This is a genomic window from Williamsia muralis NBRC 105860 (assembly GCF_001598915.1).
GTDB lineage: Bacteria > Actinomycetota > Actinomycetes > Mycobacteriales > Mycobacteriaceae > Williamsia > Williamsia muralis.
In genome coordinates this window covers 14374-32954 of the sequence record NZ_BDAP01000002.1, presented here as the reverse complement: position 1 = coordinate 32954, position 18581 = coordinate 14374, and the positions used below count along the sequence as shown (strand labels likewise).

The window sequence follows — 18581 nt, the reverse complement described above, 5'->3', positions numbered from 1 at the left end:
GCTCGTCCCGTCGACCGGGAAACCGCAACGGACGGCATTACCAAATTCCACCGATAAAAGAGGAGTTCACGTGACACAGATCGCGCTGGTTGTGTACCCGGGTTTCACGGCGCTCGATGTTGTAGGGCCGTACGAGGTATTTCGCATGTTGCCGGATGCAGACGTCCGCTTCGTGTGGCATGAGGCCGGCCCCGTTGTGGCCGATTCGGGGGTGTTGATCCTTGGTGCAACCCACACACTGGACGAAACGCCGTCGCCCGACGTGGTCCTCGTTCCTGGGGGCAGCGGCTCGGTGATGAATCAGGCCCGGGACGGGCAGCTACTGCAGTGGCTGAGGTCTGTCCACACCTCGAGCACCTGGACCACCTCGGTGTGTGCTGGATCAGTGGTGCTCGCTGCTGCCGGTGTGCTCGACGGTCAGCGGGCAACCTCACATTGGCAGACCTTGAGTGCTTTGAAGTTGTTCGGTGTCACGCCGGTAGGGGACCAGCGAATCGTGCATGAGGGAAAGATCGCGACCAGCGCAGGGGTGTCGGCCGGTATCGACCTGGCCCTGTGGCTGGCTGCTCAGATCGCCGATGAGAAGCGAGCCAGAGCGATCCAGCTGGCCATCGAGTACGACCCGCAACCACCCTTCGATTCGGGGCACCACAGCAAAGCCGATATGGGAACCAAGGCGCTCGCGACAGCAATACTCGCCAAAGAGAGCCTCAACAAGGCTCAGATCTCCGCCGCGTCGAAACTGCTGTGGGAGCAGGTGATCTCAGCGGCACGAGTCAAAATGAGCAGGCATCAGGACAGGTAGTGAGACGTTCGAAGTCGGTGCCGAATTCACCTTCCGTGTCCCGACCGCAGCACGTTTTTCTGTATCTTTCCGGTCGAGGTTTTCGGCAGGTCACTGAACACGATCTCTTTGGGGACCTTGAACCGGGCGAGTCTGGTTCGGGCGAACTCGATCAGGTCGGCTGCGGTGAGGTCACGGCCTGACCGGACGGTCACATAGGCAACCGGCACCTCACCCCACCGTTCGTCGGGACGGCCGACGACGGCCGACTCCACAACATCTGGATGCGCGTCGAGGACACGTTCGACCTCGACCGAGGCGATGTTCTCGCCGCCGGAGATGATGACGTCCTTGCTGCGGTCTTTGAGTTCCACGTAGCCGTCGGGATGCATCACTGCCAGGTCGCCGGTGCGCAGCCACCCGTCGATGGTCGCGGCGCGGGTGGCGTCGGGATCGCGGTAGTAGCCCAGCATCACGTTGTTGCCGCGAACCACCAGCTCTCCGAGCGTCTGGGCGTCGGACGGCACGTCGTCGCCGTCGGGGGAAACGACCCGCACCGGCCCGGCGGTGATGTTCCCGATGCCCTGACGCGCCTTCTTCTCGGCCACCTCATCGGGTGTGGCGGCGTCCCACTCGGGTTGCCATTGATTGACAACGATGGGCCCGAAGGTCTCGGTCATCCCGTACAGGTGGGTCACTTCGATGTTGAGCGCGGCCATCCGGGCGAGCAGGGCGGGCGACGGCGGGGCGCCGCCGGTGGAGACCTGGATCGGGGTGTCGAGCGGTGAGGCAGAACGATCCTCGGCGATCATCGTCAACACCGTCGGCGCAGCGCAGAAGTGGGTGATGCCGGTGTCGCGGACCAGGCGCCAGATCTCGGCCGTGTCGATTGCCCGCAGACAGACATGCGTACCGCCTGCCGCGGTGACGGCCCAGGTGAAACACCAACCGTCGCAATGGAACATCGGGAGGGTCCACAGGTAGTTCGAGCCCGGGTCGAGACGGGACTGGTAGGCCATCGAAACGGCCTGCAGGTATGCGCCCCGGTGGTGGTACATCACGCCTTTGGGCCGGCCGGTTGTCCCAGAGGTGTAATTGATGGCCAACAGACCACGTTCGCTGGGTTCGCGCTGGACCGCGCCGGGGGACTGAGAGAGCAACTGTTCGTATTCGTCGTCGGGTCCTCCTGCCACGATCAGTCGAATGCCCACTGCGGTGGCGACTTTGGCAGCGACGTCGGCGAACTCGGCTGTTGCCACAAGGACCTTTGCTCCACTGTGGTCGAGGATGTACTCGACCTCGGGCGCAGAGAGCCGAATGTTGAGGGGCACCAGAACCGAACCGTGCAGGGGGATGGCACTGTGCAGTTCGAGCATCACGTGGCTGTTGGCACACAGGGCCGCCACCCTGTCGCCCTCACCGATCCCCAGGTCTTCGAGCACTCCGGTGAGGGCAAGCGTGCGTCGGTGGTAGTCGGCGTAGGTGAAGGTGCGATCGCCGTCGATGATGGCGGTGCGGTGCGCGAAGGCCTGCGCTGCACGCGTCAGGAATGCCGCCGGGGTCAAAGGGGCGAAGGTGAAGTCGCTCGGATCGGGGTCGGCTGCTCGTTCTACTGGCATCGTCATTGCTCCCTCGTGCGACTCGCGATGCCGCAATCGTATGCTCCGCGTCTCGTTGGATTCATCCCAAAGGGATGATGCACGTCCGCGTGGCATGACGAAGAGTTACGAGAGCGCGCTGGTCGTCTGCAGTCGGACACCTTCCTCGACGATGTGGGGCGAACATGATGGCTACCGGGGCCGGTCAACCGCTCGATCGTGCCGAGCGAGCCGAGCTCGAACGTTTACGCCGACAGGTTGCGGACGGCCGGCGCGACGAACTCGACGGACAGGGCGGTGCCGGCTCCGGTCTCCCGGCCGATCGGCGGGCATTGCGATGGTCGGCAACCATTCTGCTCCTCATCATCGTTGCCGCACTGGCCATCTCGGGAGTGCTTGCCCGTTTCGCGCGCAGTGAGGTGTTGGATACCGATCGATACGTCGAGACCGTGTCCCCGCTGGCCCGTAACGCCGCTCTCCAGAACGAACTCTCAACCCAGATCACCGCGGTCATCATGGAGCGAGCAAAGATCGCAGAGGTGACACGCGAGGCGCTGTCCGCACTCACACAGAATGCGCCCAACGTGCCCCCGGCGGTCGTCGGGCTGGCCCCGGTGCTGACCGAACAGGCGAAATCGTTCATCGACCAAACCGTGAGATCACTCTTGGGCTCCGAACAGTTCGAGGAGCTCTGGGTACAGGCCAACAAGCAGGCGCACGAGGCCCTGGTGAAACTTCTTACCGGTGAGGCGCGGGCCGCAATCGTCGTGGACGACTCGGGCACCGTGAACATCGCACTCGAGCCGATAGTCGCGAAAGTTCGCGACCGACTCAAAGATCGTGGGTTCGCCTTCGCGGACAACATCCCTGACATCGACAAATCGTTTGTGATCTTCCGGTCGCCGGACCTGGTCAAGGCGCAGAACGCAGTCTCCGCACTCGACAAGGCGTCCACGATCCTTCCCTGGCTGACCTTGCTCGTGGCGGTGGCTGCGGTCTGGGCTGCGCCCAGGGGATCTCGACGCCGTGCGGTGTCGTTGGTCGGTGCCTCGATCGCGCTGGCCATGGTGGTGCTGGCCATCGGGCTGAGCATCGGCCGGTCGATGTACCTCGACGCGGTTCCGGCCGACGTGCTGTCGCGTGGGTCAGCGGAAGCCCTGATCGATGCGGTGTTGGTCCCTCTGCGCTCCATGCTTCGTGCCCTCGCCGTCGTTGCTGTCGTGGTGGCGCTGGTCGGGTATCTGAGCGGGTCCTCACGTTCTGCAGGCGCTGTCCGCGGTGCATATTCGAGCGCGGTGGACTCCCTGCGCGGCAGGAGTACGCGTGCGCCTCACCCCCTCGAAACGTTCGCCGCCAGGTATCGGATACCGTTGCGTCTCAGCATCATTGCGGTCGCAATTGCCGTCCTGGTGTTCTGGGACTACCCCTCCGGGCTCGTGGTCACGGCCACCGTTCTCGTCGCAGTGCTCGCCATGGTGGTCGTGGAACTCGTTGCGCGGCCCGCAGTTGTGCAGAACGCACCTGAGTCAGGCAGTTGAATCCGTGCCTGACGCTTTACCGGACGCAGGTGCACCAACGGGTACGCGAGGCAGACCACCGGTGAAGAACAATGCGACGATCGCCAGTAGCGCCGCCAAAGCGAACGCGACCCGCAACGCTTTGAGCCGAGACTCGGAGTTCAGTGACACAACGGCTTCCGCCTGGGTCTCAGGGACCGAGGTGTCTTTCAAAGCGTCTTCGAGCTGTGTGTCCGAAATGAATGGAACACCGGTGACGAGCTCGGATGTGGCCCGTTCCTTGACGGCTGTCGGTACATCCGGATTGTCCTCGATCCCTGTGACGATCGAGGTCGTCAATGTCGCGATCAACACGGATCCGATCAACGCGGTCCCCAGTGATGCCCCGAGATTCGTGGCGGTGTTCTGTAATCCACCCACTTCGGCGCTCTGGGAATCGGGCACCGCCGACACCGTCACCGCGCCCAGTTGCGAAGCCAGAGCGCCCAATCCCAGCCCCATCAGCAGCATCGGAACAGCGACGATTCCAGCATTGGCGGCGGGATCGAGGCCGCCGACCAGGATGAGGATTCCGATGATCATCGAGCCGAGACCGAGACGGACCACGCGGCGGGGATCGGCTTGCGGCCGAAACTTGGGTATTCCGGCCGCGGCCAGCAGTAGCGCTATGGACAACGGGATCAGCCGGATGCCGGTGTCGAGTGCGTTGAGTTCGAGCACGACTGACAGGAAGAGCGGAACGGCGAAGAAGACACCTGCCTGCACTGTGAACTGAGCGAAGAACATCGTCAACCCGCCTGTGAGTTGCCGATTGCGCAGAAGTCGAGGGTCGATCAGCGGCTCGCCACCAGTGGCAGCGAGATGACTTTGCCATCGGAGAAAGACGTACAAGACCCCGAGTCCGGCGACCAGGAGCCAGATCACCGGCGACAGTCCCAGGATCTGTGTGGCACCGGGTTTGGCGATGACCCATCCCCATTGGCCCGAACGCAGCACCCCGAACACGATCATGCCGAGACTCGCCACCGACAGGGCTGAGCCGATGAGGTCGAGGCGGACCTTCGCGGGCGGTGTCTCTTTGATGCGCCCGAGCACGAGCAGGATCACAACTACCAGGACAACCTCGCCGGCGAAGACGTATCGCCAGGATGCGAAAGTGGTCACTGCGCCGCCGATCAGTGGACCCGCTGCGACGGCCATCGCACCCGAGGCCGCGACCAGACCGTATGCCGCGGCGCGTTTGGCGGCAACGAAGTTGGCGGCAACCAAAGCGACGATCGCCGGCATTATCAGGGCGGCGCCGATCCCCTCCAGCAACGACCAGCCGATGAGCAGGACAGGCAGATTGGGAGCCAATGCGGTGGTCAGCGAACCCGCTCCGTAGATCACCAAACCGATCGCGAAAGCTCTTCGACGACCGATGATTGTTCCGACCTTGCCGCCGGAGATCATCAGCGTCGCCATCACCAACGTGTACAGGGTGATCGCGGTCTGAATGCCGGTGATCGTGGTGTCCAGATCGTTCGCGACCGTTGCCATGGACACGTTCATCACCGAACTGTCCAGCGTCATGAGGAACTGTCCGGCCGCCAAAACCGTGAGTACCAGTCCTGAGCCACCCGGCGCCTCGGAGTGGTGACCATCTGGTCGAGCGGACACAGACATCGTCATTTCCTTCCGCTCGCCGGAGCCTGCCTGACGCCTGTGGTGCCGATGTGCCACTGTGGCACGCGTGCGAAGCTGTCGAGTCACCCGAATCGGGTGATCCTTCGGCTGCCTCGCAACGTGTCAGGCCACCGGCAACGTGGGTGTCAGTGAGTCAACGGGGTTGGTGTCGGCTCGCCGAGACGAATGGTCCGACCCATCGACCCGTCAGTTGACAGACGTGCTCGGACGCTCGAAACACGCTGAGCTGCAACAGAAAGCCACTTGTGGCGCTGTCCGGTCAGCGTCACCGCGCGATCAGCACAAGCATGGTGACATCGACCGCGGCGATGACGATCGCACCATAGAACGGGGTCCGGCCAGGAGCGCGCATCGTCGCCAGTGCGATGACAACCACCGCGCCGAGTCCGGCCCACAGCCATGGCATGTGGGCGTTGGCGATCACTGCGATCGCCGTGGCGCCCACGAGCAGTCCTGCTGCGACGTAGGGGATTCTTCGAGCGCCCAACAGATGCGGCAGTCCTTCGATGCCGGTGGCGGCGTCGTCTCCGAGGTCGGGCACCACGTTGAGCAGGTGTGCCCCCACCCCGAGCAGTCCACTGACCGCGACCATCCACAGCGGCGGCAGATGACTCGGCTCGGCGGTCAGCATCACGACCACCGGTAGCGAACCGAATGCGACGAAGTAGGGAACCCAGGAGAACACCGTCGACTTGAGTACTGCGTTGTAGGCCAGTGCAGACCCGACGCCCAGAACCAGGTGGACCAGTCCCGGTGCCACCCCGCACGCCAGCGATGCGACCACACACACCACGGCAGTGATGACAACCGAAACGGTCACCGTCCTGGAGCTGAGGTGGCCGGCGGCCAGCGGTTTGTCGGTCCGGCCGACCTGCCGGTCCCGGTCCCGGTCGATGAGATCGTTGGTCCAGCCGACGATCAGCTGCCCGCTGAAGACGGCGACCATCAACACAAAGATGAACCGGGCCTCGACGTCGGCGGCGAAGGCGACAGCCGCGGTCAACGCGGTGACAGCGAGGGCCGGGATCACGTGGGCCGCGCCCACCAACGCAACTGCCGGCCGGAGTGTCAGCACGATACGTCGATCACCGTGGGGCCGGTGGCGGCACGTCGAGTGGTCCGTGTTGCCTTCACCGAACCAACGGTACGGCGAACTCGTTCCGACACAACTCGCTTGGACACGAACAGGTCAGCGGGTGCCCCGCAGAACGATGGCCGGGACCAACTGCTCTGCCGAGTCCCAGGCCCCGTGCTGCCCGACGAGCTGGGACTCGAGTGGTTCGACGACGGAGCGCACCATCGCGGTCACTCCGCGGGCCGCCGCGATCACATCCCCGATCCTGACCTTGTGCCGCTCGGTCACAGCCGGCCCGAACCAGCCGGCATCAATCGCTTCTTCTCGGGTGACCACGGTGGCGCGGTCGCCCAGCGTTTCCTGCCAGACGCTCCGGACATCGGGCGCGGCTCCCGGTTCGGTGTAGATGTGCCGTACCCGTGCCTCACCGGCGACAGCAGTGGTACCGATCGTCAGCTCGTGGTGGGTGTCGATGTCGAATCGGCCGGTCGAGGTGTCGACCATCCCGTGGTCACCTGTCACGACGATCTGCCTGCCCGCCGGTAGCTCATCGGCAAGTGCGCCGACCATCTCGTCGATGAGGCGCAACTGTTCGCGCCAGGACTCTGACCCCGGCCCCTCGAGGTGCCCGGCGAGGTCGAGGCCACCGTAGTAGGCATATGCCAGTGTCGGTTCGCGCCCGGTCATCTCGGCGAGGATGGCCACGCGCAGTTCGTCGAGCTTCTCGGCGGCGATCACCTGCCCGGCCCCGCGGAAGGCCGCGCGCGAGAGACCCGACCCGATGTGGTGGCCCGGGACGATCTGGCGGGTGATGAATCCCTGCGCGCGGCAGCGCTCGAAAATCGTTGTCCCCGATTGGATGTCCTCAGGTACCGCCACATGCAGCAGGTCGTGGTCGTGATCTCCGTGTACGCACCATCGCAGTGTGTTCAGGATCGGCGACTGGGGGACCAGCCCATCGGCACCGGCCCTGAACGTGTAGCCGACCATCCCGTGTTGCCCCACCGTGCGCCCGGTACTCAAGCTGGTCAGGCTCACCGACGTGGTGGCCGGGAAGCCGGCGGCGACCACCGTCGAATGGTCCAGACTCGCGGCATTGAGATTCGGGGCATCAACCGGATGGGCGGCCACCAGTTCCGCACCCAGACCGTCGATGAGTAGGACTGTTGCCGAGTGGGCCGGGACAAGACGCAGCCGGTTGTCGAAGTCGGCCGCACCGAGCGATGCGGCGACCGACTCGAGCACCGACGACAACGGCGGCAAGCTGCTGTGGGGATCCAATTCGCTCATCGGCTACGACGCTAACGCGGTGGTCGATCTTCGCGGTAGCGAAATGAGGGAAGCGACCATGAAACAAAGGGCTCCGACGAAGGTGCCTACCTGGTCGATGAAAGGGGCAACCACCTTGCCGGACTGCGGATCGATGTAGGCGCCGACCGCCGAGAACCCGAATGCGATGGATCCGGCGGTGTTCAGGGTGGTGGCGCCCCAATCGGGCGCATCGGGTTCATCACGCTGCCGGTAGAGCTCGGTGGCGAATACCGCCAGTCCTGAGCTGACGAGAAACGCGGCCGACCCATAGAGGTCGGGCCGCCAGCTGAAGCGGTCTGCGTCGGCGATCGAATGTACGACAAGCGCTGCGCCGGTGCTGATGTTGAACGCGACGGTGCCCGCCAATTGCACCGTGGCAGACCACCACTCCGATGAGTGCACCTCGCGGCCGACTCGCTGCGACCCGGCGATCGACATCGCGGTTCCGCCAAGCGATCCGCAGAGCTGAAACTGGACAAACGCGGCGAAGGTGAAGAACCACGAGCCGACGAAGAACGAGACATTGGCCGCCGGGGCACCGGCCCAGTTCGCGAATCCGGGCGCCGAGCCGATCGCGAAAAGTGCCGAGCCGATCGCAAAACCCCAGCATTCGGTGCGAACGTTGTGGCGTATCACCACCGAAGGCTATCGCGCAGCCGAACGTCCCGTGCCGAAGCGGAGTATGAACGCACCTCAACGATTTCGCGGCCGACACGGGTCACCGGACAAGTGGTCAGTCCGCCAGTGCGGGCTCCTTTGCCGGGTCCGGCGTAGCGACCTTGTTGACGCGGATGAGCGCAAGCGACGCGATCAGTGCCAGCACTGTCACCACGATTGCCGCCTGGAAGGCGTGCTGCTGGCCGGCAACAAAGATGTCTGCCTGACCAGCTGTGGTGCCGGCGCTACTGCCGAGGTCGTCGGCTCGGGTGGTCGCGGCGTGCGCAAAGATCGTGCCGAAGACGGCGAGGCCGATTGCGCCGCCGACCTGCTGGCCCGTGTTGAGCAACGCCGAGGCCAGGCCTGTCTCGTGCGGCGCGACACCGTTGACGGCCGTCAAGGTGAGCGGCACGAAGCTGCACCCCATACCCACGCCGAGCAACAGAAGGGATCCGAAGAAGGTCCAATAGCTGCTGTTCGCATCGAGCTGTGCGAACGAGACCATCGCCGCGATAGCGAAAATCGGGCCGATGGTGAGGAAGGGTCTGATGCCGATCTTGGGGATGAGTCGTCGGACCACCACGATGGACATGAACATGATCGTCACCGGCATGGGCAGGAAGCCGACCCCGGTGTGGAATGGGCTCCATCCGTGCACGTTCTGCAGGTATTGCGCCAGGAAGTAGAACGTCGTGAACATTCCCGCCGCGAGGAACAGCATGATCAGGTACGAGCCTGTGCGGTTGCGGTCGGCGAAGATGTGGAACGGCATGAGCGGGTGGCTCGAGAGGTGCTCGATGACCACGAACGCGACCAGGAGGATCACAGCGATCGCGAGGGTCACCACGGTGGTTGTCGAGGCCCAGCCGTCGTCGGCAGCCTTGGTCAGGCCGTACACCAGCATCGACATGCCAGCGGTGACGGAGATTGCGCCCGGCAAGTCGAGCTTGGTGCCTGAACCCTGCGACTCGTTGAGTACCCGTGGCGTCAGAAGGAGGACGATCGCGCCGATCGGCGCGTTGATGAACAGGGCCCAGCGCCAGCTGGCAAAGTCGGTCAGCACGCCACCGAGCAGCAGCCCCAGGGCGCCGCCGGATGCGGCCATGGCCGCGAACACGCCGAATGCACGAGCTCGTGCCTTCGGCTCGGTGAACGTGGTGGCCAGCAGGGCAAGAGCGGTGGGCGCGGCGATGGCACCACCAGCGCCCTGAGCGGCGCGGGCGATGATCAGCATCATCTCGCTGGTGGCGAATCCGCCGACAAGCGATGCGACCGCGAAGAGCGCGATGCCGATCATGAACATCCGCCGGCGGCCGAACAGATCGCCGGTGCGTCCGCCGAAGAGTAGGAGCCCGCCGAACGCGAGCGAGTAGGCGGTGACAACCCAGGTGAGGTTGGCGGCCGAGAAGTCGAGGTCGTCGCGGATGCTGGGCAGCGCAACATTTACCACGGTGGCGTCGAGCACCACCATGAGCTGCGCGACGCAGATCACGGCCAGGGCGAGCCCGCCGTTGCGGGTCGAAGAGGAGGGTGGTGCTTCAGTCATGGGCGGTGTCTTTCGTGTCGGAGGTCGAAATGGGTCGCGTGCGGAGACCGAGCACCGGGATCAGCACGCTGTCCACTATTTGTTCGGCGTAGGCGCGGCCGGCGGGCTGGCCTGTCGTGAGGGCCCGCTGCAGCATCAGCGAGGGCAGCAGGCTCGCCACCATGGCCACGTCGACGTCGGGACCGAGTTCGCCTCGGCCCCTGGCGCGTTCGAGCATCTCGGTCATGCGTGCGATGCGCGGTTCGGTGAAGCGCGTTCGGAACGCCTCGAGCAGCTCGGGCTCGCGGGGCAGGGCGGAACAGATGCTCACCATCACCTGCAACAGCCGCTGTGATCGCGGACTGCACGACACGGAGACCATCAGCTCGATGTCGCCCTCGAGCGTGCCGGTGTCGATGGCGTCGATGGCAGGCTTGAGGGTCGCCATCGTGTCGATGACTAACTCGGCCTTGTTGCTCCATCGGCGGTAGACGGTGGACTTGCCGACGCCCGCTGCGGTGGCGACACCCTCCATGGTCAAGCGGTCGTAGCCGTCACGGACGAGGACCTCGACCACCGCGTCGGTGATCGCCTCGTCGCGACTCGGATCCCGAGGGCGCCCTCTAGGGCGTTCGTCCGCGGAGTAGGTGGATGACACCGGCAGACGCTAACACGAAACGAAACGAAACGGTACCGTATCGCATTATTCCGGTGTTGTTGAGCGACGCTCATGGGGGCTCGGACGGTCCGTGAACAGTTGCAACCCTGATGCAACGCGGCGACTCGTACTGTGTGCCTTACGTCACACGTGGCCACCTCATGCGGGTGGGTCACGATGGCCACCACAGGTAACAGAGGAGCATCATGACCGTTTACGCCAATCCCGGAACATCCGACGCAGTGATGAGTTTTGAGTCGCGCTACGAGAACTGGATCGGTGGCCAATGGACAGCACCGGTCAAGGGCCAGTACTTCGAGAACCCGTCGCCCGTCAACGGCAAGACGTTCTGCGAGGTCGCCCGGTCCACGTCCGAGGACATCGATCTGGCCCTCGACGCAGCCCACAAGGCCGCCCCGATGTGGGGTCGTACCTCGGTCGCCGAGCGGTCACTGACGCTGCTGCGGATCGCAGACCGGATGGAGGAGAACCTCGAGAAGCTGGCCGTCGCCGAGTCGTGGGACAACGGCAAGGCCGTTCGCGAGACCTTGGCCGCCGACATCCCGCTGGCGATCGACCACATCCGCTACTTCGCCGGAGCACTTCGCGCCCAGCAGGGATCGATCTCCGAGATCGACGAAGACACGGTGGCCTACCACTTCCACGAGCCCCTCGGCGTTGTCGGCCAGATCATCCCGTGGAACTTCCCGATCCTGATGGCCGTCTGGAAGCTCGCTCCCGCGCTGGCCGCCGGAAATGCGGTGGTGCTCAAGCCCGCCGAGCAGACACCGGCTTCGATCCTCTATTTGATGAGTCTGATCGCCGACCTGCTCCCGGCCGGCGTGCTGAACATCGTCAACGGATTCGGTGTCGAAGCGGGCAAGCCGCTGGCCTCGAGCAACCGGATCCGCAAGATCGCGTTCACCGGCGAGACCACCACGGGCCGGCTGATCATGCAGTACGCGTCGGAGAACATCATCCCGGTGACCCTCGAACTCGGTGGCAAGAGCCCGAACATCTTCTTCGCCGACGTCATGGCACAGGACGACGGCTTCCGCGACCGCGCGCTCGAAGGATTCACGATGTTCGCCCTGAACCAGGGCGAGGTGTGCACGTGCCCCAGCCGTGCCCTGATCCAGGACTCGATCTACGACGACTTCATCGACCTCGCGGTGGAGCGCACAAAGAAGATCAAGCAGGGCAACCCGCTCGACACCGACAGCATGATGGGCGCCCAGGCGTCCAACGATCAGTTCGAGAAGATCACCTCGTACCTGTCGATCGGCAAGGAAGAGGGAGCCAAGGTTCTCACCGGCGGCGAGCCCCTCGAATTGGAGGGCGATCTGGCCGGTGGCTACTACATCAAGCCCACCATCTTCGCCGGCACGAACCGGATGCGCATCTTCCAGGAGGAGATCTTCGGCCCGGTCCTGGCTGTCACCAAGTTCTCCGACTATGCCGACGCCATGCAGATCGCGAACGACACCCTGTACGGACTCGGTGCCGGGGTGTGGACGCGCGACGGTGCCACCGCCTACCGCGCAGGCCGTGAGATCCAGGCCGGTCGGGTGTGGACCAACACCTACCACGACTACCCGGCTCACGCGGCCTTCGGCGGCTACAAGCAGTCCGGCATCGGCCGCGAGAACCACCTGATGATGCTCGAGCACTACCAGCAGACCAAGAACCTGCTGGTGGGTTACGCTCAACAGGCCAAGGGCTTCTTCTGATCGAAGCTTTTCCTCAAGCGTGACAAGAGATTTCATCAGGAAGTGAGTGTGTGATGACTGCACCGGAACGGGTCGTCGCAACTGACTCCGCCGTGGAGCTCCTGACCAAGCTGTCGGAGCTCCACGGCGGCCTCATGATCCACCAGTCCGGTGGATGCTGCGATGGATCGGCCCCGATGTGTTACCCCGCCGGAGAGTTCCGCGTCGGGAGTCGTGACGTGCTGGTCGGAACGCTCGACCTGCCCGAACCCCTACCCGCGGTAAGGGTATGGATCAACGGCGACCAGTTCGAACTGTGGAAGCACACCCAGCTGATCCTCGACGTCGTCCCCGGGCGTGGTGCCGGGTTCAGCCTCGAGGCGCCCGAGGGTGTCCGGTTCCTCTCCCGTTCACGAGCATTCACCGCTGACGAGAACTCCGATCTCGATGCCGCTCCACCCCTGCGCGGCGCAGAGGTCGGCTGACCCGATCAGGGTCACCCCGCCCGCTCCGGACATCTCTGACGGCCGCCACTGAAAGAGATGACCGGGGCGGGTGTTCGGCATTTCGGCGGGCCGCAGATGGCACCGGCGCTACGCTACCGACATGGCTGACACCCAGGCGCCCCAGCTGCATCCGGCGGATCTTGCCGAATGGGGCAGGTGGCTGGCAGACAATCACGCCACGTCGTCGGGCGTGTGGCTCGTGTTCTGGCGCAAGGGATCCGGTCACCCACCACTCGACTACGACGAAGCCGTGCGTGAAGCGCTTTGCTGGGGATGGATCGACGGTCACACCCGGGCGATCGACGACCACCGCCGCGGCATGTGGTTCACGCGCAGGGGACGCGACAGTGCGTGGGCGGCGTCGAACAAGGCACGGGTTGCCGACCTGATCGCTCAGGGTCGGATGCGACCTCCAGGGCAAGCGGTCATCGACGACGCCAAAACCCGCGGGCTGTGGAACCTGCTCGATGATGCCGAGGCGTTGGTCGAATCAACCGAACTGGCAACAGCTCTCGACGCCAATCCCGTTGCGCGCCAGAACTGGGATGCGTTCCCGCCCAGTGCTCGTAAGTTCGGCCTCTCGCAGATCGCGTTTGCCAAGCGCCCGGAGACCAAGTCCAAGCGCATCGCTGCCATCGTCGACAAGGCCGCCCGGAATCAACGGCCGTGACAGGGCTGCGCCGCCATTCCCCTTCCCGGGAATGGCGGCGTGAGCCGGACGGCTAGTGCTTCTTGCCGTCTTCGTCGACCTCGACCCGCTCCTTGCGCACCTCGTCGGTGACAGTGGCCTCGTCGGTCACTGTCTCGGTGTTGAGCCGAACACGTTCGACAGCTTCGACGTCCTTGTCCACGACGGGTACCTCGCTGTGCAGGACCACTTCGTGCTCCTCTTCGCTGATGGCGGGACCATCGTGCGCGGCGCCGCGATTGGCGTCGGTGATCGGCTCGCGCTCCACACGCACCTCTTCGTGGCTGACCGGCACCGTCTTGGTGACGTTCTCGGTGACGACGTACTTGCGCAGTCGTGCACGGCCGGTCTCCTGCTGGGTGGTCCCGACGCGCACCTTCTCCTCGGAGACGGTCATCGCATCGTCCGTGGTGGGACCCGAAGTATCATGTCCGACAACTCCTTTGCCCGAATCACCGGCGTTGCCCGCGGTTCCGACATGGCCAGCATCGACGCCGCCGCCCGTTCCTGCGAGGCCGTAGTACTCGTACAGTCGGTCCTCTTCGGCCGGCGACAAGCTGCCGTCAGGATCGACCCGCGGCGCGTCCTTGATCTTGTCTTTGTCGTAGCTGATGGCGATGTCGTTGCCCTGGACGGTGGCATCGGCGAGAGGGGCAAACGACTCGGATGTGCCGAACAGGCCCGTCTTGACGGTCACCCACGTGGGCTCGTCGGTCTGGTTGTCGAGGTAGATCTGGCCGATACTGCCGATCTTGCCGCCGCTCGCGGACACGACGTTTCCGCCGCCGCTGGAAAGTTTGCTCACTTGGTTGCTGGAAATGGTCACGGTGTCTCTCCTAGTAGTGCTCGGAATGAACGGCGATTTGCAGTCGCAAATGCTGCTCTACCGAACGTATGCCCGTGATCATCAACACCAAAACATTTGAAATTAAAGATAATTAGACAGCATGTCCGATTCATCCGGCACGTTTCAGTGGACCCACATCACCGCGCGCCACGGTCACATCGAGGCGGTGGGGCGGCCAGCTGCGGCCGACTCAGATGACGCCGGTGGCGTCGTACATCCACGACATGTCGGCGGAACTGAAGTTCTCCACCCAGTTCGGCGGCGCGTGATTGGCCAGGCCGCCGAAGTCCCAGTAGTCCTTCCACAGAGTGATGCGTCCATCGACAACCTTGTGCACGGTCACAAAAGCCAGGGTCGCGGTTTCGCCGGTGGGCCAGGTCCAGGTCTCGGTGTGTTCGTACATCACGTCCTGACCGTTCTCCACCAGTAAGCCGTCGTGGTTGACGTAGTCGGCCAGGCTCTCCAAGCCGATCTTGAGGCGCTTCACGATGTCCTCGGGCCCTCGCGCGGCAGCTGCCGGCCCCACCGGCATGTCGACGTATATGCAGTCGTCGGACACGAAGCCCTTGATGGCCTCCCAGTCGCGTCGGCTCAGGGCGGCCCACAGGCCGAGGACTACGGATTCATTGGTGCTCGTCACTCATACCCCTTGAGGTGTTGGATGTGCGGATCGATCGTGCGGCGACGGGGCCGGGCTACCACCGGTTCGGGTGCGTAGAAAGCGCCCGACCCGTCGTTTACCGAGAACTGCTGTGGGTGAACCATTCTCGAACACCAGTTCGCCGTTGACCATCACAGCGCAAACGGTCTCGTCGTTGCGGTTCACCATTCGTGACAGGCCACCGAACTGCTCGAGCCTTGATTCGCTGTAGGCATTGAGTTGCTCGTCGAGGTGGTCGGGGTCGAGAACAAGGAGGTCTGCCCGGTCGCCGACGCGCAGGTGCCCGGCATCGATGTCGTACCAGTCGGCGAGCTCACCGGTGAGCCGGTGCACCGCGTGTTCGATCGTCATGAACGGCGTACCGGCCTCTGCCGCCGAATGAACATGGCGCAACAGCCGGAGTCCGAAGTTGTAGAACGCCATGTTGCGCAGATGGGCGCCGGCATCGGAGAAACCCAGCTGAACACCCGGTTCCACCGCAAGCTTCTTGAGGAGTTCGGGACGGTGATTCGAAATAGTTGTGCGCCAACGGAGTTGGTTGCCGTGCTCGACGACAAGATCGAGGAACGCGTCGACGGGGTGCAGTCCACCGCGGTCGACACCGACCTGGCCGAACGACTTGCCGACCACCGAGGTGTCGGGGCATTCGACGATCTCGGCGTCGAAGAAATCGCGATGCCACACCCGGGGGCCGTACTTGCGTCCGTAGTCCTTGCGGAACGCGCGCCGGTAGTCCTCGTCTTGCATGAGTTCGTTGCGGTCGACCTCGGTCTGCAGATGCAGAGCTGCCGCGCCCGAGCCGAACTCCTCGAACACCGCCAGGTCGATTCCGTCCGCATAGACCTCGAAGGGGACCGGGAGGTGTTGCCAGCGGAAGTTCCCGCCGAGCTTGTTGATGAACCGCGCGATCGGACCCATCGCGTGGATGACCTCGGGGCGAGCCTTGATGTCTGCCGCCGAGAGCAGGCTGGTCTTGAGTTGGCGACGACGACCCAGGCCCAGGGAACCGAACGCCTGGGAGAGCACGTTCCATGGCCGCGAGATGTCGGGTCCGGTCTGCAGAACCCGATTGCGGGTGCGCAGTATGGCACCCAGCCGACGGAGTTCTGGCGCCTTGGCGTAGGTGGAAGGAAGCGTGCGAGAACGGCACACCTCTCCGTCGAGTTTGTCGAAAAGCAGCTGCTGCGAGGACATTCCGACAAAGCCGGCGTCCAGCGCCTCGTTGAGCATCTTCTCCATGCGAAGGAGCTCTTCGGGTTCGGGGGCCACCTCTTTGCGTGTCGCCCGGTCGAGGCCCATCGTTGCCGCCCGCATGTCCGAGTGTCCGATGAACGCGGCGAGGTTGGGCCCCAGGGGAAGCGATTCGAGCGCGTCGACGTACTCGGCGGCACTGCGCCAGTTCTTGCGGCTGTCGACGTTGGCGATCACATGTCGCCGCGGGATCGCCTCGACGCGGCCGAAGAGATCGCCGGCCACCTCGGCTCCGATGTGGATCGTGGACAGTGAACACGAACCCAGCAGAACGGTGGTCACGCCGTGCCGCAGCGACTCGCTCAAGGCCGGCCCGCCGAGAACCTCGACGTCGTAGTGGGTGTGGATGTCGACCATGCCGGGCAGCACCCATCGGCCGGTGGCGTCGATCACGGTGCGGCAGCCGGCCGGATCCAGCGGCTGCGCGCTGACCGCGACAATTCGACCCTCACGGATGCCGATATCGGCGATGGAAGAAGGGGCGCCGGTGCCATCGAACCACCGACCCCGGCGGATCAGTGTGTCGTAGGTCATAGTCGGATGTAACCCCACTGATCAAGGCGCGTCAACAGTGGGCCCTCTACCGCCGAATTCCGTTGGCATAGTGCAAATGCCGCCTACGGAACCAAGTGCCCGGTCGCACCGTGAAGTGGTGGGAGCATCACGCGTCAGTCGAAGATCCACCCGCAGGGTCCGACGAGTCGGTCAGCAGCACCCGGACCTACCGACCCCGGGGAATAAGGCTGTGGCACAGGAGGATTGTCGAGAACAGGGGCCGCGACCTCCCAGACGTGTGCCAGACCGTCCGGCCTGGTGAACAGGGAGCGGTCACCGCGTAAGACGTCGAGGATCAGCCGTGAGTACGGGGCGAGGCCGTCGGCGACGCTGTCGAGGGGGAGCGACATGTGCCCGACGGACAGGGAAGTGCCCGAGCCCGGTTCTTTCACGGTCATCGCCATGTCGATCGACCCGTCCCCCTTGAGGTCGAAGGTGAGCACGGTGCCCTCCGGTGGGAGATGTTTGATCGGCCCGTCAGGGCGACGGAACACGAGGCTCACCCGCTGGGCACTGCGGTTGAGCATCTTGCCCGTGCGCATCACGAATGGCACTCCACGCCAGCGGTCGGTGTCGACCCACATGCGGGCCGCCACAAATGTCTCTGTCTGCGAGTCGTCGGCAATGCCTTCGGTGTCCCGGAAACCTTCGTATTGGCCGTAGACCACCTCGGCCGGATCAAGCGGGCGGAAGGCGGCGATCACCGACTCGCGGGCGCCCTGCAGATCGTCGGCGTCCAGGCTCAGCGGCGGCTCCATCGCCACCTCCGCGGCGACCTGGAACAGGTGTGTCACCACCATGTCGAGGAACGCCCCGGTGGCGTCGTAGAAGACCGCCCGGTCGTCGATGTCCAACGTCTCGGGAATGTCGATCTGGACCTGCTCGACGTGCTCCCGGTTCCACACGCCGGACACCATGCCGTTGGCGAACCGGAGTACATGCAGGTTCTGGGTGCTCTCTTTACCCAGGAAGTGGTCGATCCGGTAGACCTGCTTCTCGTCGAACACGTCGTGTACGGCGACATCGAGCTTCCGGAAGTCGTCCGGTGAAGTGCCGAAAGGCTTTTCGTACACCACGCGTGCGCCGTCGGCGAGACCGTGTGCCCCGAGGGCGGCGGTGTAGTCGGAGAAGGTCGTGGGCGGCAGCGCGATGTAGTGGACCAATTGGACTTCGCCGCCGAGTTGTCCGCGGAGGTCGTCGATGACGCTTGGCAGATCGCCCGGGTCGTCCACGGAGAAACCACCTCCGGCGAATCGGACGTTCTTCGCGAAATCGGCCCACTGGGTCTCGTCGGGTGCCGCATCGAACGTCGTGACCGACTGCCGCACGTGGTCGCGGAACTCGTCGTCGGAGCGATGGCCGCGCCCGTTGCCGATCAGCGCCCACGTCTCGGGGAGCAACCCTTCGCGGGCCAACTCGTAAAAGGACGGCAACACCATGCGTTTGGCGAGATCGCCTGTGGCACCGAATAGAACGAATACAACCGCGCTGCTCTCGTCGGGCATGTTGGGTGAGCTCCTAGGGCGACGACTTTCCGATGGCTTCCCCGAGTC

Annotated in this window: 16 protein-coding genes; 5 read left to right on the top strand and 11 right to left on the bottom strand. The window is 64.4% G+C overall.

Annotated features, from left to right (window positions below; genetic code table 11):
• The first annotated feature begins 70 nt into the window (after positions 1–70).
• The gene (locus WIMU1_RS06895; protein ID WP_062796006.1) at positions 71–805 is read left to right on the top strand and encodes a DJ-1/PfpI family protein; all 735 of its coding nucleotides are present in this window, start codon (positions 71–73) and stop codon (positions 803–805) included.
• A 26-nt stretch (positions 806–831) separates the two neighbouring features.
• On the opposite strand, the gene WIMU1_RS06890 is transcribed toward WIMU1_RS06895, so the two are convergent.
• Positions 832–2403 (bottom strand): acyl--CoA ligase family protein, encoded by a 1572-nt coding sequence (locus WIMU1_RS06890; RefSeq protein ID WP_211339042.1) that lies wholly within the window; start codon positions 2401–2403, stop codon positions 832–834.
• Positions 2404–2567: 164 nt separating this feature from the next.
• On the opposite strand from WIMU1_RS06890, the gene WIMU1_RS06885 reads away from it, so the two are divergent.
• Entirely contained in the window at positions 2568–3920 is a 1353-nt protein-coding gene (locus WIMU1_RS06885; protein WP_120802897.1) for a hypothetical protein, read from the top strand.
• Here WIMU1_RS06885 and WIMU1_RS06880 read toward each other — a convergent pair.
• The 6 genes from WIMU1_RS06880 to WIMU1_RS06855 form a co-directional block, all read right to left on the bottom strand.
• A complete protein-coding gene (locus tag WIMU1_RS06880; protein WP_062797374.1) occupies positions 3909–5564 on the bottom strand; it encodes an MFS transporter in 1656 nt (551 codons plus the stop codon). The two genes, WIMU1_RS06885 and WIMU1_RS06880, sit on opposite strands and share 12 nt — an antisense overlap.
• Before the next feature lie 286 nt (positions 5565–5850).
• Positions 5851–6660, bottom strand: a complete 810-nt coding sequence (locus tag WIMU1_RS06875; protein WP_245969201.1) for a UbiA family prenyltransferase — start codon at positions 6658–6660, stop codon at positions 5851–5853.
• Between the two features lie 114 nt (positions 6661–6774).
• Positions 6775–7950, bottom strand: coding sequence for an alkaline phosphatase family protein (locus WIMU1_RS06870; protein WP_062796000.1), 1176 nt, complete (start codon positions 7948–7950; stop codon positions 6775–6777).
• A gap of 3 nt (positions 7951–7953) precedes the next feature.
• Entirely contained in the window at positions 7954–8607 is a 654-nt protein-coding gene (locus WIMU1_RS06865) for a hypothetical protein (RefSeq protein ID WP_255283871.1), read from the bottom strand.
• Positions 8608–8704: 97 nt separating this feature from the next.
• Positions 8705–10174: an MFS transporter gene (locus WIMU1_RS06860; protein ID WP_051721192.1), complete on the bottom strand. Its 1470-nt coding sequence runs from the start codon at positions 10172–10174 to the stop codon at positions 8705–8707.
• On the bottom strand, positions 10167–10811 hold the full coding sequence (locus WIMU1_RS06855; RefSeq protein ID WP_084248077.1) for a TetR/AcrR family transcriptional regulator: 645 nt from the start codon (positions 10809–10811) through the stop codon (positions 10167–10169). The genes WIMU1_RS06860 and WIMU1_RS06855 overlap by 8 nt, the downstream gene beginning before the upstream one ends.
• Positions 10812–11017: 206 nt before the next feature.
• On the opposite strand from WIMU1_RS06855, the gene exaC reads away from it, so the two are divergent.
• The 3 genes from exaC (at position 11018) to WIMU1_RS06840 (ending at position 13696) form a co-directional block, all read left to right on the top strand.
• Complete coding sequence (gene exaC / locus WIMU1_RS06850; RefSeq protein WP_023955193.1) at positions 11018–12541, top strand: acetaldehyde dehydrogenase ExaC; 1524 nt, start codon at positions 11018–11020, stop codon at positions 12539–12541.
• 53 nt (positions 12542–12594) lie between these two features.
• A complete protein-coding gene (locus WIMU1_RS06845; protein WP_023955191.1) occupies positions 12595–13005 on the top strand; it encodes a DUF779 domain-containing protein in 411 nt (136 codons plus the stop codon).
• Positions 13006–13126: 121 nt separating this feature from the next.
• On the top strand, positions 13127–13696 hold the full coding sequence (locus WIMU1_RS06840) for a YdeI/OmpD-associated family protein (protein WP_062795994.1): 570 nt from the start codon (positions 13127–13129) through the stop codon (positions 13694–13696).
• Positions 13697–13748: 52 nt separating this feature from the next.
• Here the strand turns inward: WIMU1_RS06840 and WIMU1_RS06835 are convergent, their stop codons facing one another.
• From WIMU1_RS06835 to WIMU1_RS06820, 4 genes are all read right to left on the bottom strand, one after another.
• The gene (locus WIMU1_RS06835; RefSeq protein WP_207779645.1) at positions 13749–14540 is read right to left on the bottom strand and encodes a YsnF/AvaK domain-containing protein; all 792 of its coding nucleotides are present in this window, start codon (positions 14538–14540) and stop codon (positions 13749–13751) included.
• 211 nt (positions 14541–14751) lie between these two features.
• Positions 14752–15201: a nuclear transport factor 2 family protein gene (locus WIMU1_RS06830; RefSeq protein WP_023955186.1), complete on the bottom strand. Its 450-nt coding sequence runs from the start codon at positions 15199–15201 to the stop codon at positions 14752–14754.
• Positions 15202–17007 carry an N-acyl-D-amino-acid deacylase family protein gene (locus WIMU1_RS06825; RefSeq protein ID WP_062795992.1) on the bottom strand — a complete coding sequence of 602 codons (1806 nt, stop codon included), beginning with the start codon at positions 17005–17007 and terminating at the stop codon, positions 15202–15204.
• Positions 17008–17141: 134 nt separating this feature from the next.
• On the bottom strand, positions 17142–18533 hold the full coding sequence (locus WIMU1_RS06820) for a glucose-6-phosphate dehydrogenase (RefSeq protein ID WP_062795990.1): 1392 nt from the start codon (positions 18531–18533) through the stop codon (positions 17142–17144).
• Positions 18534–18581: the final 48 nt, after the last annotated feature.